The organism is Chryseobacterium sp. UNC8MFCol, assembly GCF_000482305.1.
In the GTDB taxonomy this organism is placed as follows: Bacteria; Bacteroidota; Bacteroidia; order Flavobacteriales; family Weeksellaceae; genus Chryseobacterium; species Chryseobacterium indologenes.
Genome location: NZ_KI535293.1, coordinates 130,029 through 153,092, shown reverse-complemented (window position 1 = coordinate 153,092; position 23,064 = coordinate 130,029). Strand labels below are relative to the sequence as shown.

21 protein-coding genes are annotated in these 23,064 nt (G+C 37.6%); 8 read left to right on the top strand and 13 right to left on the bottom strand.

The annotated features are described in order from the left end of the window. Nucleotides 1-159: 159 nt before the first annotated feature. The 9 genes from M030_RS0122640 to lpxB all read right to left on the bottom strand — a co-directional run bounded on the left by M030_RS0122640 (nt 160) and on the right by lpxB (nt 11,341). Nucleotides 160-828 (bottom strand): DUF6048 family protein, encoded by a 669-nt coding sequence (locus tag M030_RS0122640; protein ID WP_027375498.1) that lies wholly within the window; start codon nt 826-828, stop codon nt 160-162. Further along, complete coding sequence (locus M030_RS0122635) at nt 794-1,270, bottom strand: hypothetical protein (RefSeq protein WP_027375497.1); 477 nt, start codon at nt 1,268-1,270, stop codon at nt 794-796. The genes M030_RS0122640 and M030_RS0122635 overlap by 35 nt, the downstream gene beginning before the upstream one ends. A gap of 66 nt (nt 1,271-1,336) precedes the next feature. Further along, nucleotides 1,337-2,743 (bottom strand): 23S rRNA (uracil(1939)-C(5))-methyltransferase RlmD, encoded by a 1,407-nt coding sequence (gene rlmD / locus M030_RS0122630; RefSeq protein ID WP_027375496.1) that lies wholly within the window; start codon nt 2,741-2,743, stop codon nt 1,337-1,339. Between the two features lie 110 nt (nt 2,744-2,853). Further along, complete coding sequence (locus M030_RS0122620; RefSeq protein ID WP_034722982.1) at nt 2,854-4,395, bottom strand: TlpA family protein disulfide reductase; 1,542 nt, start codon at nt 4,393-4,395, stop codon at nt 2,854-2,856. A gap of 307 nt (nt 4,396-4,702) precedes the next feature. Continuing rightward, on the bottom strand, nt 4,703-5,470 hold the full coding sequence (locus tag M030_RS0122615; protein WP_027375494.1) for a succinate dehydrogenase/fumarate reductase iron-sulfur subunit: 768 nt from the start codon (nt 5,468-5,470) through the stop codon (nt 4,703-4,705). A gap of 24 nt (nt 5,471-5,494) precedes the next feature. After that, nucleotides 5,495-7,507 carry a fumarate reductase/succinate dehydrogenase flavoprotein subunit gene (locus M030_RS0122610; RefSeq protein ID WP_027375493.1) on the bottom strand — a complete coding sequence of 671 codons (2,013 nt, stop codon included), beginning with the start codon at nt 7,505-7,507 and terminating at the stop codon, nt 5,495-5,497. A 15-nt stretch (nt 7,508-7,522) separates the two neighbouring features. Beyond that, a complete protein-coding gene (locus M030_RS0122605) occupies nt 7,523-8,185 on the bottom strand; it encodes a succinate dehydrogenase cytochrome b subunit (protein ID WP_027375492.1) in 663 nt (220 codons plus the stop codon). 143 nt (nt 8,186-8,328) lie between these two features. Then, nucleotides 8,329-10,101 (bottom strand): ComEC/Rec2 family competence protein, encoded by a 1,773-nt coding sequence (locus M030_RS0122600; protein WP_027375491.1) that lies wholly within the window; start codon nt 10,099-10,101, stop codon nt 8,329-8,331. Between the two features lie 136 nt (nt 10,102-10,237). Further along, the gene (gene lpxB / locus M030_RS0122595) at nt 10,238-11,341 is read right to left on the bottom strand and encodes a lipid-A-disaccharide synthase (RefSeq protein WP_027375490.1); all 1,104 of its coding nucleotides are present in this window, start codon (nt 11,339-11,341) and stop codon (nt 10,238-10,240) included. 78 nt (nt 11,342-11,419) lie between these two features. Here lpxB and M030_RS0122590 point away from each other — a divergent pair, with 78 nt between their 5' ends. Next, nucleotides 11,420-11,929, top strand: coding sequence for a DUF2480 family protein (locus M030_RS0122590; protein ID WP_027375489.1), 510 nt, complete (start codon nt 11,420-11,422; stop codon nt 11,927-11,929). A 102-nt stretch (nt 11,930-12,031) separates the two neighbouring features. Continuing rightward, entirely contained in the window at nt 12,032-12,691 is a 660-nt protein-coding gene (locus tag M030_RS0122585; protein ID WP_027375488.1) for a DUF937 domain-containing protein, read from the top strand. Nucleotides 12,692-12,749: 58 nt separating this feature from the next. On the opposite strand, the gene M030_RS25340 is transcribed toward M030_RS0122585, so the two are convergent. Both M030_RS25340 and M030_RS0122575 read right to left on the bottom strand, forming a co-directional pair. Beyond that, nucleotides 12,750-12,869 carry a 30S ribosomal protein THX gene (locus tag M030_RS25340; protein ID WP_081806368.1) on the bottom strand — a complete coding sequence of 40 codons (120 nt, stop codon included), beginning with the start codon at nt 12,867-12,869 and terminating at the stop codon, nt 12,750-12,752. Between the two features lie 214 nt (nt 12,870-13,083). Then, complete coding sequence (locus M030_RS0122575) at nt 13,084-14,478, bottom strand: MATE family efflux transporter (RefSeq protein ID WP_027375487.1); 1,395 nt, start codon at nt 14,476-14,478, stop codon at nt 13,084-13,086. 112 nt (nt 14,479-14,590) lie between these two features. Here M030_RS0122575 and M030_RS0122570 point away from each other — a divergent pair, with 112 nt between their 5' ends. The 3 genes from M030_RS0122570 to M030_RS0122560 all read left to right on the top strand — a co-directional run bounded on the left by M030_RS0122570 (nt 14,591) and on the right by M030_RS0122560 (nt 17,411). Continuing rightward, nucleotides 14,591-14,950, top strand: a complete 360-nt coding sequence (locus M030_RS0122570) for an ankyrin repeat domain-containing protein (protein WP_027375486.1) — start codon at nt 14,591-14,593, stop codon at nt 14,948-14,950. Nucleotides 14,951-15,087: 137 nt separating this feature from the next. Continuing rightward, the gene (gene aspS, locus M030_RS0122565; RefSeq protein WP_027375485.1) at nt 15,088-16,842 is read left to right on the top strand and encodes an aspartate--tRNA ligase; all 1,755 of its coding nucleotides are present in this window, start codon (nt 15,088-15,090) and stop codon (nt 16,840-16,842) included. Nucleotides 16,843-16,877: 35 nt separating this feature from the next. Then, nucleotides 16,878-17,411 carry a hypothetical protein gene (locus M030_RS0122560; RefSeq protein WP_027375484.1) on the top strand — a complete coding sequence of 178 codons (534 nt, stop codon included), beginning with the start codon at nt 16,878-16,880 and terminating at the stop codon, nt 17,409-17,411. Nucleotides 17,412-17,425: 14 nt separating this feature from the next. Here M030_RS0122560 and M030_RS0122555 read toward each other — a convergent pair whose 3' ends face one another. Together M030_RS0122555 and M030_RS0122545 are read right to left on the bottom strand one after the other, a co-directional pair. Further along, nucleotides 17,426-18,694 carry an adenylosuccinate synthase gene (locus M030_RS0122555; RefSeq protein WP_027375483.1) on the bottom strand — a complete coding sequence of 423 codons (1,269 nt, stop codon included), beginning with the start codon at nt 18,692-18,694 and terminating at the stop codon, nt 17,426-17,428. 293 nt (nt 18,695-18,987) lie between these two features. After that, nucleotides 18,988-19,560, bottom strand: a complete 573-nt coding sequence (locus tag M030_RS0122545) for a Crp/Fnr family transcriptional regulator (RefSeq protein ID WP_027375482.1) — start codon at nt 19,558-19,560, stop codon at nt 18,988-18,990. A 142-nt stretch (nt 19,561-19,702) separates the two neighbouring features. On the opposite strand from M030_RS0122545, the gene M030_RS0122540 reads away from it, so the two are divergent. The 3 genes from M030_RS0122540 (at nt 19,703) to ligD (ending at nt 23,042) form a co-directional block, all read left to right on the top strand. Continuing rightward, nucleotides 19,703-20,488: a Ku protein gene (locus M030_RS0122540; protein ID WP_027375481.1), complete on the top strand. Its 786-nt coding sequence runs from the start codon at nt 19,703-19,705 to the stop codon at nt 20,486-20,488. Continuing rightward, nucleotides 20,488-21,093, top strand: coding sequence for a DNA polymerase ligase N-terminal domain-containing protein (locus tag M030_RS0122535; RefSeq protein WP_027375480.1), 606 nt, complete (start codon nt 20,488-20,490; stop codon nt 21,091-21,093). The genes M030_RS0122540 and M030_RS0122535 overlap by 1 nt, the downstream gene beginning before the upstream one ends. Before the next feature lie 71 nt (nt 21,094-21,164). Next, nucleotides 21,165-23,042, top strand: coding sequence for a DNA ligase D (gene ligD / locus M030_RS0122530; protein ID WP_027375479.1), 1,878 nt, complete (start codon nt 21,165-21,167; stop codon nt 23,040-23,042). The last annotated feature ends 22 nt before the right edge of the window (nt 23,043-23,064 follow it).

Here is a 23,064-nt window from a genome sequence, read left to right as displayed (position 1 = left end):
CCGCCAAATATAATTATTTTATGAATAAAATTATCAAAACAATAGGGTTATTTTTAATAACATACATAAAAATATAGTATTTATTAAAAAAAATACAAACTTTAAAATATTTTAAAGTTTGTATTTTATATGACTTAGAGGCTAAATCGTTGCTTTTTTTTAAAATTTATAAGCAATATTCCATGCAAATCCCATATTGAATTTTGAAGAACTGCGTCCAAAGCCGGGAACAATCATGGGAGAAATATCATCCTGCTTTGACGTATACACCATATATCTTGGCTGAAGATTCACATCAATATAAAAATTTGAATCAAACAACTGCACTCTGCCTCCTAAAGTACCCTCGAGCCAAAAAGAAGTCTGTGATGATGAAGGAAATGCTACAGAAGAAGAACTTCCTCCAAATCCACGGACCGGGATCGCCATATACTCCTGATTGTAGAACGAGCCTGCTACTTTTCCTCCAGCATAAAATCCGTTAAATTCATTTTCTGCATCCTTTGCCAGCATATAGAATGCCCCCAATTTCACGAAAGGACCATTCGCTTTAGCATCATACCCGTTCTTCTGATATATATTTTTTTCAAAACCCGCTTCTGCTATGACGTGAACATTCCCGTTCAGTTTAGAAGAAACAAATCCCTGATATACTTTTCTGTCAGAGAAAAAAGAAATTCCTGCATTAAGGGCATCAAAACCAACCATAAAATTGGGTTCATATTTCCAGTGCTCCTTTTTCTCTTTTTTCACTTCTTTTTTTTCCTGTGACCAGACCAGTAGACTTATGATGCTAAAAAAAAAGGAATAGATTAGTCTTGTTTTCATTCTCTATTTGGTTTAAACCGTTTTCCAGTTTTGTTACCGGAGTAGGAGTTAATAATTCTGAACTCACATTTTCGTAAGTTTTTTTAATACCACATCCGGGTGAAACGTAGGCAGATTTTGTCGTATAACTCACCCTTACCTTTGATTGTGGCCCTTTAATTCTGGTTTTAAAGTAAAGATCTGTATAGGGTGATTCATCAACACGCAGCGGAATCAGCCTAAAGGTATTATTTGCTGTTTTACCAAGGTCTACAAGAGCTCCTGTACCATAATCTGCAGTTACATATAATGAGTCTACGGTCATTTCTTTACCGTCAGCATTTTTAAAAGCAATCCTAAGTCTGGGAGTACCTTCGCCGCTTTCACAGATATCATCATCTCCACCACAGGAAGAAAGAGTTCCCAAAAAGCAGATCAGCAGGAAAAATTTAAAATACTTCATCTGTATATTTTTATTTTTTATTTGTCAGATGGAACTGGCGTTTCGCAAATTCAAATTTAATTAAATTTATTTTTTAACCAACAAGGCAATGTTCTCAACATGGTGTGTTTGCGGAAACATATCTACGGGTAATATTTTCACTAAAGTATAATCGTCTTTCATCAGAGCAAGATCTCGTGCCTGGGTTGCAGAATTACAGCTTACGTAAACTACTTTTTCCGGAGCCAGTTTCAATATTTGTTCAACGACTTTCTGGTGCATTCCGTCCCTTGGCGGGTCAGTAATCAATACATCTGCTTTTGGATGGTTTTCCATGAATTCATCGTTAAAGACATTTTTCATATCTCCACAATAAAAAGTTGTATTGGTAAGACCGTTCAATTCGGCATGTTCAATTGCTGCATCAATTGCTTCCTGCACAGATTCAATACCAATTACCTGTTTTGCATTTCTTGCCACATATTGGGCAATAGTTCCGGTTCCCGTATACAGATCATACACTACTTCATCTCCTTTCAGATCAGCAAACTCCAATGTTTTTCTGTATAATTCCAATGCCTGTTTGTAGTTGGTTTGAAAGAATGATTTGGGACCTATTTTGAACTGCAGTCCATCCATTTCCTCCATCAGGTATCCGTCACCAAAATATACATTGATATCCAAGTCATAGATTGAGTCATTCGCTTTTGGATTAATGGCATACACCAGAGTTTTTATCTGAGGAAATTTCTCTAATAAGAATTGGAAAAGCTTTTCCCTGTTTTCTTTTTCTTCCCTGAAAAGCTGGAAAAGAACCATCCACTCACCTTTAGAATTCTGTCTCATCATTAAGGTTCTTAAAAATCCTTCATGATTTCTTACATCAAAAAAGTCCAGCCCATTGTCAACAGCATATTCTTTTACGGCAAGTCTTATGGCATTGGAAGGATCTTCCTGAAGAAAACATTCTTTAAGGTCAAGAATCTTACTCCACATTCCCGGAATATGGAATCCTAAGGCATCTTTACTTCCAAAATTTTCTTCAGAGCTGATTTCATATTGAGTCAGCCATCTGGCATTAGAGAAAGAAAACTCCATTTTATTTCTATAAAAATACTGTTCTTCAGATCCCAGAATAGATACGGTTTCAAAATCTTCAATCCCCCCGATTCTCTTAATATTGTTATAAACTTCTTCCTGTTTAAAATCAAGCTGCTTCTCGTAGGTCATGTTTTGCCATTTGCATCCTCCACAAGTTCCAAAGTGTATGCACTTAGGTTCTGTTCTGTAAGGAGATTTTTCCAATACATCGGTCGCTTCACCTTCATAATATTTGGATTTCGCTTTTTTGACTCTGACATTTACCAAATCTCCGGGAATGGCACCCGAAACCAGTACTGTTTTCCCCTCCTCTGTTCTACCAATAGCAACTCCTTTTGCACCGGCAGCTACCAGTCTGATATTTTCAAGAATAATATTTTTCTTCTTTCTCATTCTACAAATTCTATTTTTTCTGTATACGAAAACCTTCCGGTTTCATTTTGCAAAAATACAATAAAAAAAACCTTATCCACGGATAAGGTTTTCAAGTATATAAAAGTTTATTATTTCGTCTGAGCCGGTTGCGGGTTTGCAGGCTGTGGAGCCCCCGGTTGTGCAGAAGGATCAATCTGCAGCTGTGGCTGCATTTGTGCATTCGGATCTACTTTTGGGGCAGCAAGACCTGTCAGTTTATCCAAAATAGTTACAAGTTCCTGCTCACCCAGGTTCACGAAAGATCTGCTGGCAATTTTCCCGTCCTTATCAATGATTACATAGCAAGGTAATTTAAATCCGTAAACACCGTATTTTTTAGCGATTTCAGATTCCATTCCTTTTTCACCATATACATTTACTCCCTGAATTCCTTTCAGTAAAGAGTTGCTCGTTTTTACAAACTGATCTTTTGTATCATCTACGTTCACAAATACAAAGTTCATTTTAGACTTGTAAAAGTTGACCACCTCTTTCAGAACCGGTACTGTAGCTTCAGCAATATAAGGGTTCCAAGAAGCATAGAAAAATAGCATATACGGTTTTCCTTTGTTTTCAGAAAGGTTATAAGATTTACCGTCCTGCTTTACCAATGGAGCTTCAGGTGCAGCTTCACCGATTTTAAGTCCTGTGATAGCCACCTGCATTTTTAACAGGTCACTTTTGATGGTAGCATCTTTAATATCTGTATCGATCAGCTTTTTAATTTTGTCGATATTTTTAGCAGGAGAAGTAGGATGAATATCAGCCTGAGCCATTACAAATGCCAAAAGATAGTCTTTTGCAGTCTGAGAAATGTCTTTTTTAGTTTTCAGGTATTGAGCAAACATTTCAGAAGTTGTAATATCAGTTTTTCCTTTGCTGTTTGCTTCAGCATACTTCTGGAAATCAGGAGTCATTTTCACCAATAGATACTGTCTGTAAAGCGGAATGGTCTTCACCATAGCTTCTTTATCATTATCTAATGCCGTTTCATAGTCTTTGAATGCTTTAGAAGCTTTGTATGAAGGATTTCCGGACATTGGACCGTGAGACATCTCGTAGTTGGCAAGAAGGTTAAGAATCGTTACTTTAACATCATTTTTCTTCCATTCTAAAAGTCCTTTGCTAGGATTGTTCTTTTTTGCAAGCTCATCAACATTTTTATTGATGTCTGCTTCTACTTTGTGCATTCCTTTCAAAAAGGCAGCTTCGTCACCACCCATTAATGCTCCTAAGTTAACTTTACCTGCATAGGTGGCCAAAAATTTCTGGCTGGCGGAAAGAAAGTCATTGTTTTTTTTAGCGTCACCTGTAATAACGTATTCATTAGGGAAAGTAGCTCCATTCCCTGAGATCGTAACACTTTGTCCTTTTTCAAGGTAAATCAGATTTTGTCTGGTCGCATAGTTGATTACATACATTCCATCTTTAGGAGCTTCAAAGCTTCCGGAAAAATTCCCATCTTTATCAAGACCTATATTAACCAAAGGAAGGGTCCCTACTCCTGAAGCTTCCACAAATTCAATTCTGTCTAATGGTGAGCCTCCGGTGATTTTTCCTTTTACTTCTACTTTTTTTGAACAAGACATCACGAAAACCGCGATGATAAACAATAAAAGATATTTTTTCATTTCAATTTTTAATATTACACAAAAATACGCTTTTTAGGGCTTCTTACTTAACACTGGTTATTTTTTTTGAAAATTTTATTATAGTCGATTATCAGGTATTCTGAAACACTTTATTATTCAATTTTTTAGAAATAAAAAAACTTTAAAATGTATTTCAAAATGGCGCTCAACTACCCTTCAAATATATACTTATTAAATAAAGAATACCTAAAGTACATCAATAAGTTAACAAACTTTAACAGGAAATTACAGCATATAAAAAAATCGCCTCCAAAATGGAGGCGATTTTCACATATTTGAATCAATTCTATCCTTGATCTACTAAAGCAGCCATGTATTCTCTGTTCATTCTTGCGATATTCTCAAGAGAAATACCTTTAGGACACTCAATCTCACAAGCTCCTGTGTTGGAACAGTTTCCGAATCCTTCTTCGTCCATCGCTTTCACCATGTTCAGAACTCTTCGCTTCGCTTCTACTCTACCTTGTGGTAATAAAGCAAACTGAGAAACTTTAGCTCCAACGAATAGCATAGCGGAACCGTTTTTACATGTAGCTACACAAGCACCACATCCGATACAAGCAGCAGCATCCATTGCTCTGTCTGCATCTTCTTTAGGAACAGGAATTGCGTTAGCATCCAATGTGTTTCCTGAAGTGTTTACAGAAATAAAACCACCTGCAGCCATTACTCTGTCGAATGCGCTTCTGTCTACCATTAAGTCTTTAATAACAGGGAAAGCGGCACTTCTCCATGGCTCAATAACGATTGTTTCACCATCTTTGAACATTCTCATGTGAAGCTGGCAAGTTGTGATACCTGTATCCGGACCGTGTGCTCTACCGTTGATGTATAGAGAACACATTCCACAGATTCCTTCACGACAGTCGTGGTCAAAAGCGATTGGTTCCTTTCCTTCGTTAATTAAATTTTCGTTCAGGATGTCCAGCATCTCCAGGAATGAAGAGTCTGTAGAAACATCTGATATTTTATAGGTCTCAAACTGACCTTTAGTTTTACTATTTTTTTGTCTCCAAATTTTCAGCGTAAGATGTAAGCCTTTTTTTGCACTCATAATGTTATATTTATAGGTTGGAGATTATTTATAACTTCTAGTTTTAACCTCGATGTTGTCATATATCAGTTCTTCTTTATGCAACACTTCCGCGTTGATATCTGCTCCCTGATATTCCCAAGCTCCGACGTATTTGTAGTTTACGTCATCTCTTTCCGCTTCACCATCCGGAGTGGAGTGATCTTCACGGAAATGTCCACCACAAGATTCATTTCTGTGTAGTGCATCGATAGCCATTAATTGACCTAGTTCAAGGAAGTCTGCTACTCTGAATGCTTTTTCAAGCTCAGTGTTCATTCCTTCTCCTTCTCCAGGAACTTTTACATTTTTCCAGAAGTTGTTTCTTACTTCTTCTATTTCTTTGATCGCTTCTCTTAATCCTTCAGGAGTTCTTCCCATACCTACTTTATTCCACATGATGTGTCCTAATTGTTTATGGAAGTGGTCTACTGAATGTGTTCCTTTATTATTCAGGAAGAAATTAATTTTTTCTTTAATTCCTTTCTCAGCCTCGTCAAATGCTCCTGAATTGGTAGGAATGGCTCCTGTTCTGATATCTGCAGAAAGGTAATCTGCGATAGTATAAGGAAGTACGAAATATCCGTCTGCAAGACCCTGCATCAATGCAGATGCTCCCAATCTGTTGGCACCGTGGTCAGAGAAGTTAGCTTCACCGATTACGAAACATCCAGGAATTGTAGACTGAAGGTTATAATCAACCCATACACCACCCATTGTATAGTGTACCGCAGGATAAATCTTCATTGGAGTTTTGTAAGGATCATCAGCAGTAATTTTTTCGTACATTACGAATAGGTTACCGTATTTCTCCTCAACCCAGCTCTTACCTAAATCATAAATCTGCTGATCTGTTGGGTTATGAATATGTTTTTCGATAGCGGCTTCTCTACCTTTTTTTATGATCTCTGTTGAGAAATCAAGGTAAACACCTTCCTGCGTATCATTATTTTCAATACCGAATCCGGCATCACATCTTTCCTTAGCAGCTCTAGATGCAACGTCTCTAGGTACAAGGTTACCGAATGCAGGATATCTTCTTTCCAGATAATAATCTCTATCTTCTTCTTTAATGTTTTCAGGTCTTAATTTACCTTCTCTGATCGCTACTGAATCTTCAATCTTTTTAGGAACCCAGATTCTTCCTGAGTTTCTTAATGATTCAGACATCAAAGTCAGTTTAGACTGCTGAGTTCCGTGAACAGGAATACAAGTCGGGTGAATCTGTACGTAGCAAGGGTTTGCGAAGTAAGCTCCTTTCTTGTGAATTTTCCATGCTGCAGAAACGTTTGATCCCATTGCATTGGTAGAAAGGAAATATACGTTTCCGTATCCTCCGGATGCAATAACTACTGCGTGAGCAGAATGTCTTTCGATTTCACCTGTCACCAGGTTTCTAGCGATGATTCCTCTTGCTTTTCCGTCAACAATAACAAGGTCAAGCATCTCATGACGGTTATACATTTTGATTCTTCCTTTACCGATCTGACGGCTCATTGCAGAGTATGCACCTAATAATAACTGCTGTCCTGTCTGTCCTTTTGCATAGAAAGTTCTTTTTACCTGAACCCCACCAAATGAACGGTTATCCAGCTGACCTCCGTAGTCTCTACCAAAAGGAACACCCTGAGAAACACACTGGTCAATAATATTTGCTGAAACTTCAGCTAATCTGTAAACGTTAGCCTCTCTTGCTCTATAGTCACCACCTTTGATGGTATCATAGAACAGTCTGTACGTAGAGTCACCGTCACCCTGATAGTTTTTAGCTGCGTTGATCCCTCCTTGGGCTGCAATAGAGTGCGCTCTTCTTGGAGAATCCTGGTAGCAGAATGCTTTTACGTTATATCCCTGCTCAGCTAAAGTTGCTGCTGCAGAACCTCCTGCCAAACCTGTACCTACAACAATAATATCAATCTTATCTCTGTTGTTTGGTGCAACAAGGTTCATATGGTCTTTATGATTTTTCCACTTGTCTTTTAGAGGACCCGCCGGAATTTTTGAATCTAATTTACTCATACTAGTATATTGATATTATTGAGTTATAAAATGAAAAACTGCAACGATGATAAATCCTGCAGGGATTAGGATCGAATACCATTTCCCGAAAGCTTTGATCACCGGCGTATATTTTGGATGTCTTGCTCCGATAGACTGGAATGAAGACTGGAATCCGTGAGCTAAGTGTAAGCCTAATAGAACAAAAGAAATCACATATAAAGCTACTCTCCAAAGATCGGCAAACTTCTCATGAAGCTCCGGCCAGAAACGTTCTGCATCAGGAGCGATTCCTTCTACATATTTGTAATTGATTTCATGCAACCAGAAATCATACAAGTGGAGCGCCAGAAAAGCTAAAACAACAGCTCCGGAAATAATCATATTTCTGGACATCCATGAAGAATTCATAGAAGCATTGTTTGATTCATACTTTACCGGACGCGCTTTGTTATTCTTAATTTCCAGTACAAATCCCATTACAAAATGGAAAATTACTGCAAAACCAAGAATCGGCTGCATTAAGAACTGCACAAAAGGATTATAGCCCATAAAGTCAGATGCTGTATTAAAAGCATCTTTGTTCAGGACTGATAACAAATTGGTTGTCAAATGCAGTATAAGAAAAACCAGCAAAAACATAGCTGATAATGCCATAGCGTATTTTCTACCTATCGTAGAACTCGTTAAACCTGCCATATAAGTTTAAATTTGAATTTCCACAAAATTAAGAAATGTTAACAATATCGAAAAGTGAGAAATCTCACAATTAGGCAGTTTGTAATGTTTCTAAATAAGAATTAACATGTTATAAATACAGGAAAACAGAATGAGAAAAACGGCTATTTCAACTCATATATTTTATCCTTAAAAACTACTTTTTGAGCGGAAGAAGGAAACGTTTTTATGTCAAAATGCCTGATTCTCCTGGAAGAACAATATGGGCTGATAACAAACTTCACAACCTTTTCAGAAGCTTTTATATCCGAAATCCAAAAGCGCGCTTTATCTCCCTTCTTCATCAGAAATACCTTAGTTTTCCCCAGGTTGAGAAATAATATTTCATTCTTTTTATTTTCATAAATCTGATACCCGGTCTTTATCATTAAAAAAATAAAAAAACACATAACAAATCTCACACTGTTTTTTAAGTTGGGCCTGACAATGACAAATCTGAGCATATATACGATCACCAGTATAGCGAAAACCTCGGTAAGGCTCATGGGTATATGTTCTATGAACAGGACATCTGCTTCAGCAAACCAATGAATAACCTTCAGCAAAACTCTGATAACAAAATCATATACATTGCTGATCATATAAAAATCAATTCTCAGCGCAATAAAAATGGTCATGACGAGTGAAAACACAATGATTACTTCTGAAAAGGGTACAATCAGAAAATTAGCAATAATTGAAACCCATGAAAACTGATGAAAATAATATAAAACCAAGGGCAGTGTCGCCAACTGTGCTGACAGAGAGATGGTAATCGTGTTAAACATCAGCTTCTTAAAATAATTATCCTGATTAGGAAAATATTTCAAAAGAGGCTGATTGAGCCAAAAAATCCCTAAAACGGCCAGGTAACTAAGCTGAAATCCCACATCAAAAAAATGTTGCGTATCCGGAATGAGAATAACAAATGCGGATAATGCGAGTGAGTGAAGCAGATCAGGCTTGCGCTGTAACAATACAAATGTAAAATACACGCTCAGCATAATGCAGGCCCTCAAAACAGAATTTCCGAAACCAATAAAAGCGGCAAACAGCCAAATAAAAACAAGACTTAGTATAACCACATATCTCCTGAACCTTAAGGGAATAAACCGTCCTGCCAAAAAGTAAAATATTCCGAAAATAACTACGATATGGGTTCCTGAAATAGCCAATAAATGAACCAGTCCGGATTTATTAAAGTCCTCTACGGTACCGGGATCTATTTCTGTTCTGTCTGCCAGAATAATTCCTTTCAGAAATTCCCTGGTCCTGGCCGACATTCCGGATTGATCTATTTTTTGCAAAACTTCAAGCCTGCGCTGCCTGATCCTGTCTGTAAGGCCTATATCTTTTCTTTCAACAGATGATATCCCTTTTGAAATAAAAACCTGATAGTCAACATCCCTGCGCTTCAGATACCGGGCATAATCGAACTGAAAATCATATTGCGGAGATTGTGGCTGGATAATAAATGCTTCAGCCTTGTAGTAATGGGTAAAATCAAGCTCCGGATTATTCCTTGGGATATAAAGAATCGATTGAAAATTTTCATTACCGGCTTTTATAATACCAGTATATTTCTTATATTTTTCTATTGAGTTTAATTCCTGAGAGATTCTGAAAACAATAGTTTCCTTACCCTTGATGACAGTTTCTTTTCCGGATAATGACGTATTACAAAAATGAAGTATCATTCCTGTTCCAAAAAATAACAATCCCAGAAAAACGCTCCGGGCTTTATGTAAAAAATAAGACTGAAAAAATAATACAATTAAAATTCCAAAAGCAACTGCAGCTATAGGGTAACACCAGGTAATATCAAGCAACATCAAGTCCTGGAAGATAATTCCCAGAATAAAACATATGACCAGGATGAGAAGCGGCTGTTTATTCAATTTCAGTCAATTACCTCAACAAATTAGGAAAATTACCCCATCGATTGTACTTCTGTAATTACTGAATAAGGAAATTACACCGCTTTAAAAATGTCAACAAAGCGCTTAAATTTTTGCTATAAAAACAAACAGAGAATTAAACTTTTAAAATAACATCGGCGGCATGGTCACTGGCTCCTTTACCACCCAGTTTTTCTCTTAATAACTTATAATCATGCAGTACCTGCTCTCTTTTATCTCCGGCAAGGACCTTATTAAGTTCTTCTATAAGATTATTTGTATTTAAATCGTTCTGGATCAGCTCTTTTACCACCTCCCTGTCCATGATCAGATTAACAAGGGAGATATAATTGATATTTTTAACAAGTCTTTTGGCTATAGCATAGGAAATTTTGCTGCCACGGTAGCATACTACTTCAGGAATATTCAGCAATGCAGTTTCCAGGGTAGCAGTTCCCGATGTAACGAGGGCTGCTTTCGAGCATCTCAATAAATCATAGGTTTTATTGGACACAAAATGCACGTTATCATCTACATATTTCTGATAAAATTCTTTTGGAAGGCTCGGTGCACCGGCGATTACAAACTGGTAGTTTTTAAAATGAGGGCGTACGGAAAGCATTATCTCCAGCATTTTTTCAACCTCCTGTTTTCTGGAGCCCGGTAAAAGAGCGATAATCTCTTTTTCGTTCAATCCGTTCTCCTTTTTGAAATCCCCGATATTGATTTCCTGAAGATCAGAAATGGCATCCAGTAAAGGATGTCCTACAAAATGGGAATGGACCCCGTGTTTTCTGTAAAAATCTTCTTCAAAAGGAAGAATGACCATCATTTCATCTACATATTTTTTGATAATCTCTACCCTTCCTTCTTTCCAGGCCCAAAGCTGCGGAGAAATATAGTAAACAACCTTGATTCCCAATTCTTTGGCAAACCTTGCAATTCTGAGATTAAATCCCGGATAATCTACCAGAACTAAAACATCAGGTTTATTGTTCTGAATATCTTCCTTACATAATTTTATATTATTTAAAATGGTCCGGAGGTTCATTACTACTTCCAAAAAACCCATAAAAGCAAGATCCCGGTAATGTTTCACCAACGTTCCTCCCTGAGCTTTCATCAGGTCTCCACCCCAAAATCTAAATTCCGCTTCAGGGTCTTTGTGCTTTAAGGCTTTCATCAGGTTACTTCCATGCAAATCACCGGAAGCTTCACCCGCAATAATGTAATATTTCATGTCTATTGTAAGGATAGAGAACAAATTAAAATATATCCGATCTTAATTTGTAAATTTGCTCAAAGATAATGATAAAAAATGTCAGAAGAATTTGAAATCCGGAATAAAGTTGCTGAAAGCGGCCTTATCAATTTTGACCTTACCACTTTACTTCCAAAAGGGGAGAGAAAAGGCATTGACCTCAAAGATTTTCTTTTTCAGGAAATTATTCTTAAGGAAAAGGATTTCCGCGAGAAAGTAGAGGCCATCAATATCGAAGAATATAAAGACACTTATATTTACATTTACAATTCCGTGGATACAATCATCCCGTTATGGGCTTATTTTGTTTTAACGGCAAAGCTTACCGACGTAGCCAGGAAAATTGTTTTTGGCAGTCGTGAAGATCTGGAGGTTATCCTCATGCATAATGCAATCCAGACCTATGATTTTGAAGAGATGAGAGGAAAACGGGTTTTGGTAAAAGGATGTTCTGATAAAGAGATTCCTGAAAATGCTTACATCGAATTGGTTGAACAGCTGAAGCCTATGGTAAAGTCCCTGATGTTTGGAGAGGCTTGTTCCAATGTACCCATTATAAAAAACTAAAAAGAGGACTTAAAAAATTTAACAATAATTATGAAGTCTTAGTATTTTGTGAGGCATATTTTTTGATAACTTTGATTCACTTAATACAAACAAACACAAACAATGAGTTTAATTGACCTACTTACAGGGAATACCAGCAACCAGGTTGCAGAACAGGCTGAAAACAAATTCGGAATCAGCAAAAATCAGGTAATTGCCCTATTGGCAGTAGCTACACCTCTTATCATTTCTTATCTTAGAAATAAATCTCAGGATGCGAAAGAAGCAGAGGCCTTAAATAATGCTTTAGATAAAGATCATAATGGAAGTATTCTGAATGATCCGTCACAAATCGAAGCAAGACAAGCTGAAGGAGGTTCAATTCTTGACCATGTTTTTGGCGGACAAAAAAGTAATGTTGAAAACCAGCTGTCACAAAATACAGGAATTTCAATTGATAAGATTGGCCCTGTTATGGCGATGCTAGCGCCTTTAGTAATGGGCTATATCGGTCAGCAAAAACAACAGAGCAATGTTGGTGCCGGTGGTCTGGGAGATCTGTTAGGAGGAATCCTTGGAAATGCTTCTAATCAGGCTCAATCACAACAGTCTAATCCTTTAAATGACATTTTAGGAAGTGTCTTGGGAGGCGGTGCAGGACAATCTCAGTCTTCAGGAAATCCTTTGAATGATATCTTAGGAAGCGTACTGGGCGGAGGCGGAAACCAACAGCAGCAAGGAGGTGGCTTAGGCGGCATTCTTGGAAATATTTTTGGAAAATAATTAGTTTAATTTGTTATAAAAAAAGACCTGGGAAATTTCTCAGGTCTTTTTATTTCTTTTACTTTTTAGATTTTTCTTCGGATGCAGCAAACGATTTTGAAGATTTTCTAGGTCTTCTTTTTCCGTAGCTTCCGGCATTGATTTTTCCTCTTCTTGATTTTTTATCTCCTTTTCCCATAGTAATATGTATTTTGTTGTTCTTACGAATTTAAAAAATATGCTTTTAAAATCCAAAAAATGAAGCTGTTAAAATTTTATAAATTGAGGAGGAAGATGGAAGTTCCGTCAGTCGTTAATTGGATATTGTTTAATAAAGCTCTTGCAATAAAAATGCTTATCCTTTATTTCACCCTTATTTTCCCACGCTGCCATTTTCCTGTTCCCTTTTTCTTTTACACTTTAATCGTCTTCCATTTTCCTTTTTTAAACAAAATAAAAGCTATTATCGTGATTAATGTCTCCGCAGCAGGTATAGAGATAAATACCCCTTTTGGCCCCATCCCCAAATATTTAGAAAGGAAATAAGCCAATGGAATCTGAAACAACCAGAATCCAAAGAGGTTCACCCATGTCGGGGTCCACGTATCTCCGGCTCCGTTGAATGCATTGATCATAACCATTCCTATTCCATAGAAAATAAATCCCGTACTCATAATATAAAGAGCACTTTTGGCAAAATCCTTGATCTCCGCTTCCTGAGTAAAGAAACTTACCAAAAAATTACCCATAAAAATAAATATCAAGCTGACAATCAACATAAAAATCACATTATACTTCACTGTTTTCATTACAGACTGCTCTGCACGAAACATTTCGTTAGCTCCCATATTTTGGCCTACCAGCGTAGACGCAGCATTACTTAGCCCCCATGCCGGGAGCATAAAGAACATCATCAACCGTAAAGCCGTTTGATAGCCGGCAGAAGCATTTTCTCCTCCGGTAGTAGCCACCAGTTCTGCAAGAAAGATCCAGCTGCATGACGCTATCACAAACTGAAAAATTCCCGGAGTGGCAATCTTTACAATAGATTTTATTAAGCTGAAATAAGGCTTAAAATAATCGGGTTTCATACGAATCTGTGTATCCGCTATCAGGAGATGATACAGTTGATAGATCACTCCTACACTTCTTCCTATTGTAGTAGCCAATGCAGCTCCCGTAAGTCCCAGAGCCGGAACCGGGCCAAGTCCTTTGAGCAGAACCGGACACAGAATGATATTGGCTATATTGGCAATCCATAAGCTCTTCATTGCAATCATGGCATTTCCTGCTCCTCTGAAAATCCCGTTAATTAAAAACAAAAGCATAATAATCGTGCTGCTTCCCATCATAATTCTCGTAAAGTTCTTTCCATAAGCAGCCGCTTCCGGTCTTGATCCCATGAGAATCAAAATTTCTTCTGCATACAATACGCCCAGTAAACTCAATATAAAAGTGATAGCAAACGAAACCAATAACACCTGGGCAGCACTCCGGGAAGCCTGTTCCGGATTTTTCTCACCAATTCTCCGGGCAACCAAAGCGGTAGCTGCCATACTCATCCCAATGGCGATTGAATACATAATAGAAAGAACAGATTCTGTAAGCCCAACGGTCTGAATAGCAAAACCGCTCTCTTTTAAATGCCCTACAAAATACAGGTCTACCAATGCAAATACCGACTCCATTGCCATTTCCAGCATCATAGGAATAGCTAAAAGAAGAACTGCACTTCTGATATTTACTTTCGTAAAATCGGTTTCTTCCCCACTAAATGCTTTTTTTAAAAAATCAATATATTTTGACATTCTTTTCTCAATAATTTATATAATCCCAAAAATACAAATCCAATTATTATAAAAACTTAGCAATTGATAATAAAATTTAATTTAGATTTGTATATTCTTAAAAGTAATTCTTATGAAAAAAATAACCTCTACAATTTTTCTATTTGGAATTTTAGCATCTGCCAACATGCTTTCTGCTCAGAAACTGACTCAGGAAAAGTTGAAGGCTATTGCCACTGATAATATCGCAACATTTAAAAAGCATTTTGCACCCGGCGATTACAACAAATGTTTTAGTCTCGGATATGAATCGTTCACTCCGCTTGCCTACAGTGCTTTAAACGGAAAAAAGACGATTGTCAATTTTTTACTGAATAGCAAAGTCGACATTAATAAAAAATGTCAGACGGATACCGCACTCAAAATCGCAGAGGATTCAAAAAGAGTTGAAATAGCTCAATTACTTATTGAAAAAGGCGCTAAAAGAGATTAAAAACTCACAAAATACAATTTATCAACTTCCGAAAGGAAGTTTTTTTGTTTATAAAACCTCTAAAAATCTTATCTTTGCCAACGAAAAAATAAAGGCTTGAAGCAGAGCCTTAAATATTGAATTTTAAACAAATAATTATGTTTCGATCACACACCAACGGAGAATTATCTCTAAAGAATCTGAATGAAGAAGTTACACTATCAGGATGGGTACAGACTATCCGTGATAAAGGATTTATGATTTGGGTAGATCTTCGAGATCGTTACGGAATTACCCAACTGGTGTTTGACCAGGACCGTTCTTCTGCTCAGTTGATGGAAGAAGCAAAGAAATTAGGCCGTGAGTTTGTGATTCAGGCTACCGGAAAAGTCATTGAAAGAGTAAGCAAGAATCCCAATATTCCAACGGGAGAAATTGAGCTTTTAGTAGAAAAATTAACGATTCTGAATGAGTCACAATTGCCTCCTTTCACTATTGAAGATGAAACAGATGGTGGTGAAGAATTAAGAATGAAGTACCGTTATCTGGATATCAGAAGAAATCCGGTAAAAGATAAACTGATTTTCCGTCACAAAATGGCACAGAAAGTAAGAAACTACTTATCTGAAGAAGGATTTATTGAAGTGGAAACTCCTGTTCTGATCAAATCTACTCCGGAAGGGGCAAGGGACTTTGTGGTTCCAAGCAGAATGAACCCGGGACAGTTTTATGCACTGCCACAATCTCCACAAACCTTCAAACAGCTCTTGATGGTAGGCGGTATGGATAAGTATTTCCAGATTGTAAAATGTTTCCGTGATGAAGATTTAAGAGCCGACAGACAGCCGGAATTTACACAGATCGACTGTGAAATGGCTTTTGTAGAGCAGGAAGATATCATGAACGTTTTTGAAGGAATGACCCAAACTCTTTTAAAGGATATTACAGGTCAGGAATTCGGTGCTTTCCCAAGAATGACTTTCGCAGATGCGATGAGGAAATACGGAAACGACAAACCGGATATCCGTTTCGGAATGGAGTTTGTGGAACTTAATGAACTGGTAAAAGGAAAAGACTTCAAAATATTTGATGATGCAGAATTAGTAGTGGGAATCAATGTGGAAGGATGTGCAGACTATACGAGAAAGCAGATTGACGAACTTGTAGACTGGGTAAAACGTCCACAGGTTGGTGCTTCAGGATTGATTTGGGCAAAATTCCAGAATGATGGAGTGAAAACCTCATCAGTAAACAAATTCTACAACGAGGAGGATCTGGCAAAAATCATCGAAAAATTTGGGGCCAAAGAAGGCGACTTAATGTTGATTCTTTCCGGAAATGAAAATAAAGTAAGAGCTCAGCTTTCTGCGTTAAGAATGGAGCTTGGAAACCGTTTAGGATTGAGAAAAGGAAATGAATTTGCACCACTTTGGGTCATTGACTTCCCTCTATTGGAATGGGATGAAGATACTGAAAGATACCATGCAATGCACCATCCTTTCACCTCTCCAAAACCGGAAGATATCCATTTATTGGAAACTGATCCGGGTAAAGTAAGAGCCAACGCTTACGATATGGTTCTTAACGGAAACGAAATCGGGGGCGGATCGATCAGAATTTTTGACAAAGACCTTCAGTCTAAAATGTTTGACCTGTTAGGATTCTCAAAAGAAGAAGCGGAAGCTCAGTTTGGATTCTTAATGAATGCCTTTAAGTACGGAGCACCTCCACATGGTGGTTTAGCATTCGGATTTGACCGTCTGGTAGCGATTCTGGATGGCAATGAAGTAATCAGAGACTATATCGCATTCCCTAAGAACAATTCCGGACGTGATGTCATGATTGATGCACCTGCTTCCATTGCTGATACACAGCTTGATGAGCTGGAATTAAAATTAGATTTAAAAGCATAAATATAAAGCGGGGCCAACACCCCGCTTTTTATATTATGAAAACCTTCATTCAGCTTCTTTCTTTCATTAGCTATGCATCAGCTTTGGGAATTGCTGTATATGTACTACGGGAACTATTAAAAAAAGTACTATACTATCCTCCTAACACAATAAATAGCGCTAAAGAAAAGCTTTCAAAACACCAATCCATACTTGGACTATGTTTTCCATTAAGTATTGCTTGTATTATGGGCAACAAAGCACTTATAAAACATGATTTCCAAAAAATGCTGAAAGAAAACAAGATTATTCTGGTAGAAGTCAACGGATTTCCCTTCGCTCAGGAAGATGGTGCCGACCTTTTCACAAAATTTGAAGAAGATCCCGGACGTTTTCATTGTGAATCGTATTCCGGAAATATTACTTTTGAAAATAATGAGTCAATTCCTATTGAAGTTATTCAACATTGTTATGAGGAAAATAAATACATTATTGTTTCAAAGAAGTATTCAACCGATGCTACCATTGGAATTATTACAACTTCAAAATTCCAGTATATAAAAAATAAAATTCCATCTGAAGATCAGTGATAATCCTCAGCAGATCATTTCATTTTCAACATCTGCTCTCTTCCCGGGCCTGTGGACAAATACGATACAGGAATACCCAGCTCAGCTTCCAGGAAAGATAAAAACTCAGTGAGTTCAACCGGCAGTTCCGAAGAATTCTTCATATTAGAAAAATCGGCTTCCCATCCATTCATCCACTTCAGCACAGGGCGGGTATTTTCAGAAAGAGTACCGGAAACCGTTTCAAGTGTTCCGTCCTCCGATTCGTAATGAGTGCAGACAGCAACAGATTTTAAACCACTTAACACATCAGCTTTTGTTAAAACCAGTTGAGTTACACCATTAATCATTATAGCATATTTTAACGCCGGTAAATCTAACCAGCCTGTCCTTCTCGGCCGGCCGGTATTGGAACCGAATTCATTTCCTTTCGTTCTGATCTCATCTCCTAACTCGTCAAAAAGTTCAGTTGGGAATGCTCCGTTTCCTACTCTAGTACAATATGCTTTTGCTATCCCATAGATTTCTCCCATTTTTTTCGGTGAAATCCCCAGTCCGCTGCATGCACCAGCTGCGGTGGTAGAAGAAGAGGTTACATAAGGATAAGTCCCGTGATCGATATCCAGCATAGCGGCCTGTGAACCTTCGGCTAATATTGTTTTTCCTTCTGATAAAGCATTATTCAGATAGATTTCCGTTTCCGTACACCTGAATCTTTTCAGGAAATCTACTGCATCCAGAAATTCCTCTGTAATTTCTTCCAATATTGGTAAAGTCATCTTTCCGGCAGCCAGCATCTTATAATCTCTTTCGATGATGTATCGGGCCCTGCTTTTAAAATCGGGAGCATACATATCCTCTATTCTCAGGTTCTGTCTTAAAATTTTATTGGAATACGCCTGTGCAATTCCATTTTTTGTAGTTCCTATAGTAGTAAAATCGGGATTTTCCTCCATGAAAACATCAAGAAGCTTGTGTGTTGGCAATACAAAATGTGCCTTTCTGGAAATAATGATATTGTTTTCCGGTTGTAGGGAGGCATCAAATAATTGAAGGTTGAGTATTTCCTTTTTAAAGCTTACAGGATCCAGAACAGTTCCCGTACCGATCACATTCTGTACTCTGTTCATAAAAATCCCGGAAGGGATCATTTTAAGGGTAATTCTCTTTCCGTTTCGTTCTATGCTGTGCCCTGCATTCGATCCTCCGTTGAAACGGGCTGTAATGTCATAGTTTTCACTGATCAGGTCAATAAATTTCCCTTTTCCTTCATCACCCCACTGCAATCCTAATACGATATCCATATTTTAAATTTTATGAGACAAAGCTATGACTCTTTGAAACGAAGGCCATTGTCAATTGACAAAAACGTATTGCTAAAAATGCATCATATAGATATTAATCAGATATTAATCAATCTAAAGCCAATTTTCACCCTAGAGACATTGTTTTAAGTTTTAAAAGACACAACGGTCTAAAGCCCGTTCCTATTGCATTTTTTTTATTTAATATAGATCTATTTTTTACTGCGCCTCTTGCCTCTTGACTCTTGGCTCTTGACTCTTGACTCTTGACTCTTGCCTCTTGCCTCTTTATTCTACTCATTAATATTTCTTCTGATCCTGCTCAGTGATGAAGGTGTCACTCCAAGATAGGAAGCCAGCATCGATTGCGGAACTCTGTTTGCCAATCCGGGGTAATGATTTAAAAAGTGAATATACCGTGCTTTTGCATCCTGATTGAGCATAATGCTCGCTACCTTGAGTTTATTCTCTGCGACAAACGCATGAATTCTCGCAAAAAGTACCGGCCATACACTAATTTTTTCTTCCAAAACTTTGAAATGTTTAAGATCAATCACGAGTAAAACAGCATCGGTAATCGCCTCTATATCCTCATGAGCCGGCAGCTGATCGGTAAACCCCTGAAAATCCCCGATAAAGCGACCTTCATAGATAAAATAGCGGGTAAAGTCATCTCCCTGCTTGTTATAATATAGTGAACGGAATACTCCATCTTTTACAAAAGCAATCCTTTGGCTGGGTTTTCCGGCTTCTACAAAAGTCTCGCCCTTCCGTATTTTGATTTCCTGAATTCCTGCTGCAATCAGGAGCTGATCACTTTCATTCAGTAATCCGAATTTTTTGATGTAACTAAAAAGTTCTTCCATATTATTTTACCCGTGAATCCGATATATAAAGGTATAAAACTCGCTGACAAAAACAATTGTCATTTGACAACAAAGCCTGCTAAAGATACCACAAAAACCTGTCACGGCATATTAATTGATTGATTTTTAAAAACGTAAGACAATGAAAGCAATATGGAATGGCGCCATTGGCTTCGGTTTAGTAAATATTCCCGTGAAGATTTACTCTGCTACTGAAACCACAAAACTGGACCTAGACATGCTTGATAAATCCGATTTTTCCAATATCCGGTTCAAGCGTGTAAACGAGAATACGGGAAAAGAAGTAAAATGGGAAAATATTGTCAAAGGTTTTCTTATGGATGATAAATATATCGTCCTTGATGAAGAGGATTATGCAGCTGCAAGCCCTGAAAAAACAAAAATACTTTCTATCGATCAGTTTGTAAAAGAATCGGAAGTAGACAGCGTCTATTTTGAAACACCTTATTATCTGGAGCCTCAGAAAAATGGGGAAAACGCTTACAGACTCCTGTTAAAAGCTCTTGAAGAAACCCAAATGGTAGGAATCGGAACTTTTGTACTCCGGGAAACGGAAACCATCGGTATGATTCGACCATATAAAGATAATATCCTGGTTCTGAATCGTCTCAGATTTGATCAGGAAATCAGAGATTACACAGATTTAAAGCTACCCGCACAGAAAGCACCTAAACCGGCAGAGCTCAAAATGGCAGTCAGTCTTATCAAACAACTTTCTCAGGAATTTGATCCTGCCCTATATAAAGATACTTATTCTGATGAACTGATGAAAATCATTAAACAGAAAGCGAAAGGTAAAAATGTAAAAGCTAAAAAAGCAGAGCCTGCAAAAGAGGGTAAAGTAATTGACCTGATGGCGCAACTGAAGGCCAGCTTAAGCAGTTCCAAATCTAAATCCGCATCATAATGGCTCTGAAAGATTATCAACAGAAACGGAAGTTCGATGAAACTTCTGAACCTAAAGGAAAAACAAAGAAGAGCAAAAATAAACTGATTTTTGTGATTCAAAGGCATGCTGCTACCCGACTTCATTATGATTTCAGACTGGAAATGGAAGGAGTACTGAAAAGCTGGGCGGTTCCCAAAGGCCCATCATTAGATCCAAACGATAAACGTCTTGCCATGATGGTAGAAGATCATCCTTATGATTATAAAGATTTTGAAGGAAATATTCCCGAAGGAAACTATGGTGCCGGCCAGGTAGAAGTATGGGATAGCGGAACTTACGAACCTTTAGATGAAAATTCTAAACTCTCTGATGAAAAAGAGCTGTTGAAAGAATTGCATGCGGGATCTTTAAAGTTTGTTCTCCATGGCAAAAAGCTCAAAGGTGAATTTGCTCTGGTTAAAATGAAAAACAGTGAAAATAATGCCTGGCTGCTTATCAAACATAAGGATGAGTTTGCAGAAAGTCCGTATGATGCAGAAGAAAACACTTCACCAAAATCATTGGTCACAAAATTTCTGGAGGAAAAAAAAAGCCTAAAAACAAGCAAAAAAAAGAAGTTGTAGTATCTGAGAAAAAATTCAGGAAATTCAATGATTTAGGCAGTGAAAAAAAAGTAACAAACTATATTCAGCCTATGCTGGCTAAACTTTCCGGCGAAGCCTTTAATGATAAAGACTGGGTTTTCGAAATAAAATGGGATGGTTACCGTGCCATTGCAGACTTAAGCCACAAACAACCACTCTTCTACTCCCGCAACGGCATTTCGTTTTTATCAAAATTTAAAATCATTACCACTGATTTTGACCGGCAGAAATATCAAATGATCCTTGATGGTGAGGTGGTGGCCTATGATCATGAAGGGCGACCAAATTTCCAGCTTTTACAGCAAATTGGGGATAATCCCGGCCTGGCACTTGTTTACCAGGTTTTTGATATTTTATGGCTAAACGGCCATTCTACGGAAGAACTTCCTTTACTTCAACGTAAAGAATTATTGAAAGAAGCACTGGTGGAAACCGATGTTATTAAATATTGTGATCATATTCCTGAAAAAGGGATTGACTTCTTTGAACAAATGAAAAAAATGCAACTGGAAGGAATGATTGCCAAGCGTGCAGACAGCCTGTATGTAGAAAACCATAGAACCAGTGACTGGCTTAAAATTAAATTTACCAATACGGAGGAAGCCATTATTTGTGGATTTACCGAGCCACGAGGTTCAAGAAAAAGCTTTGGTGCGTTGATCCTGGGGAATTATATTGATGGCAGACTGACCTATTGCGGACATACCGGAACAGGATTCAACAACAATTCGCTTCAGGAACTTTATGAGAGGCTTCATCCACTCATCATGAAAACTTCACCTTTTGAAACCATTCCGAAAACCAATATGCCTGTTACGTGGATTAAACCGGAACTGGTTTGCGAAATAAAATACTCTGAAATTACAAAAGACGGTATCTACAGACATCCTGTTTTTATAGCGATACGAGAGGACAAAGAACCGGAGGATATTGTAAATACTGTACATGAACACACCGAAAAATTTAAAAATATGAAAGCTAAAACTTCTTCAAAAAAAGCAGAAACTCATGAAAAAGAGAAGGAAATCACTTTAAACAAACATATCGTCAAACTGACCAATCAGGATAAAGTTTATTTCCCAAAAGACGGTATTACAAAAGGAGATGTAATTGCCTATTATCAATCGGTTGCTACCTATATTTTACCACATTTGAAAAACAGACCACTTTCTCTCAATCGTTTTCCTAATGGAATTGAAGAACAAAGCTTTTATCAAAAAGATGCGGGTGAGCATATTCCTGACTGGATCAAAACGACTCAGGTGTATTCCGAATCGAATGACAAATACATTGATTATATATATTGTAATGATAAGGCTACTTTGGCCTATCTGAATAACCTTGGATGTATTGATCTTAACCCCTGGAACAGCTCGTTGCCTGATCTGGAGCACCCTGATTATCTCGTTTTAGATTTGGATCCGTCGAAAAAAAACACATTTGATAATGTGATTGAAACAGCTCTCCAGGTCAACGAAGTATTAAATTCTATAAAAATAAAGGGATACTGCAAAACTTCCGGAAGCACAGGAATTCACATCTATATCCCGATGGGAGGGAATTATGACTTTGATCAGGTAAAAGATTTTGCACACATTCTCATGAAACAGGTGAATGAAAGACTTCCGAAAATTACAACACTTGAAAGGAGTTTACAGAAAAGAGACTCCAATAAAATATACCTTGACTACCTCCAAAACAGGACAGGACAGACATTAGCCAGTGCTTACAGTCTAAGACCCAAAGAAGGGGCTTCGGTTTCCATGCCTTTAGATTGGGAAGAACTTAAGCCGGGTATCAGACCTGCAGACTATAATATTCATAACAGCCTGGAAAGAATTAAAGAGAAAGGAGATTTATTCAAACCTGTGCTGGGAAAGGGGATTGATATGATGAAAGCATTGGAACTGCTTCAGAACATTGATTAACGTTCAGTACTATCAAAGCATT

Coding starts and splice junctions, on each gene's coding strand:
- M030_RS0122640 (WP_027375498.1), bottom strand. CDS start 828: ATGAAAACAAGACTAATCTATTCCTTTTTTTTTAGCATCATAAGTCTA.
- M030_RS0122635 (WP_027375497.1), bottom strand. CDS start 1,270: ATGAAGTATTTTAAATTTTTCCTGCTGATCTGCTTTTTGGGAACTCTT.
- rlmD (WP_027375496.1), bottom strand. CDS start 2,743: ATGAGAAAGAAGAAAAATATTATTCTTGAAAATATCAGACTGGTAGCT.
- M030_RS0122620 (WP_034722982.1), bottom strand. CDS start 4,395: ATGAAAAAATATCTTTTATTGTTTATCATCGCGGTTTTCGTGATGTCT.
- M030_RS0122615 (WP_027375494.1), bottom strand. CDS start 5,470: ATGAGTGCAAAAAAAGGCTTACATCTTACGCTGAAAATTTGGAGACAA.
- M030_RS0122610 (WP_027375493.1), bottom strand. CDS start 7,507: ATGAGTAAATTAGATTCAAAAATTCCGGCGGGTCCTCTAAAAGACAAG.
- M030_RS0122605 (WP_027375492.1), bottom strand. CDS start 8,185: ATGGCAGGTTTAACGAGTTCTACGATAGGTAGAAAATACGCTATGGCA.
- lpxB (WP_027375490.1), bottom strand. CDS start 11,341: ATGAAATATTACATTATTGCGGGTGAAGCTTCCGGTGATTTGCATGGA.
- M030_RS0122590 (WP_027375489.1), top strand. CDS start 11,420: ATGTCAGAAGAATTTGAAATCCGGAATAAAGTTGCTGAAAGCGGCCTT.
- M030_RS0122585 (WP_027375488.1), top strand. CDS start 12,032: ATGAGTTTAATTGACCTACTTACAGGGAATACCAGCAACCAGGTTGCA.
- M030_RS25340 (WP_081806368.1), bottom strand. CDS start 12,869: ATGGGAAAAGGAGATAAAAAATCAAGAAGAGGAAAAATCAATGCCGGA.
- M030_RS0122575 (WP_027375487.1), bottom strand. CDS start 14,478: ATGTCAAAATATATTGATTTTTTAAAAAAAGCATTTAGTGGGGAAGAA.
- M030_RS0122570 (WP_027375486.1), top strand. CDS start 14,591: ATGAAAAAAATAACCTCTACAATTTTTCTATTTGGAATTTTAGCATCT.
- aspS (WP_027375485.1), top strand. CDS start 15,088: ATGTTTCGATCACACACCAACGGAGAATTATCTCTAAAGAATCTGAAT.
- M030_RS0122560 (WP_027375484.1), top strand. CDS start 16,878: ATGAAAACCTTCATTCAGCTTCTTTCTTTCATTAGCTATGCATCAGCT.
- M030_RS0122555 (WP_027375483.1), bottom strand. CDS start 18,694: ATGGATATCGTATTAGGATTGCAGTGGGGTGATGAAGGAAAAGGGAAA.
- M030_RS0122545 (WP_027375482.1), bottom strand. CDS start 19,560: ATGGAAGAACTTTTTAGTTACATCAAAAAATTCGGATTACTGAATGAA.
- M030_RS0122540 (WP_027375481.1), top strand. CDS start 19,703: ATGAAAGCAATATGGAATGGCGCCATTGGCTTCGGTTTAGTAAATATT.
- M030_RS0122535 (WP_027375480.1), top strand. CDS start 20,488: ATGGCTCTGAAAGATTATCAACAGAAACGGAAGTTCGATGAAACTTCT.
- ligD (WP_027375479.1), top strand. CDS start 21,165: ATGCTGGCTAAACTTTCCGGCGAAGCCTTTAATGATAAAGACTGGGTT.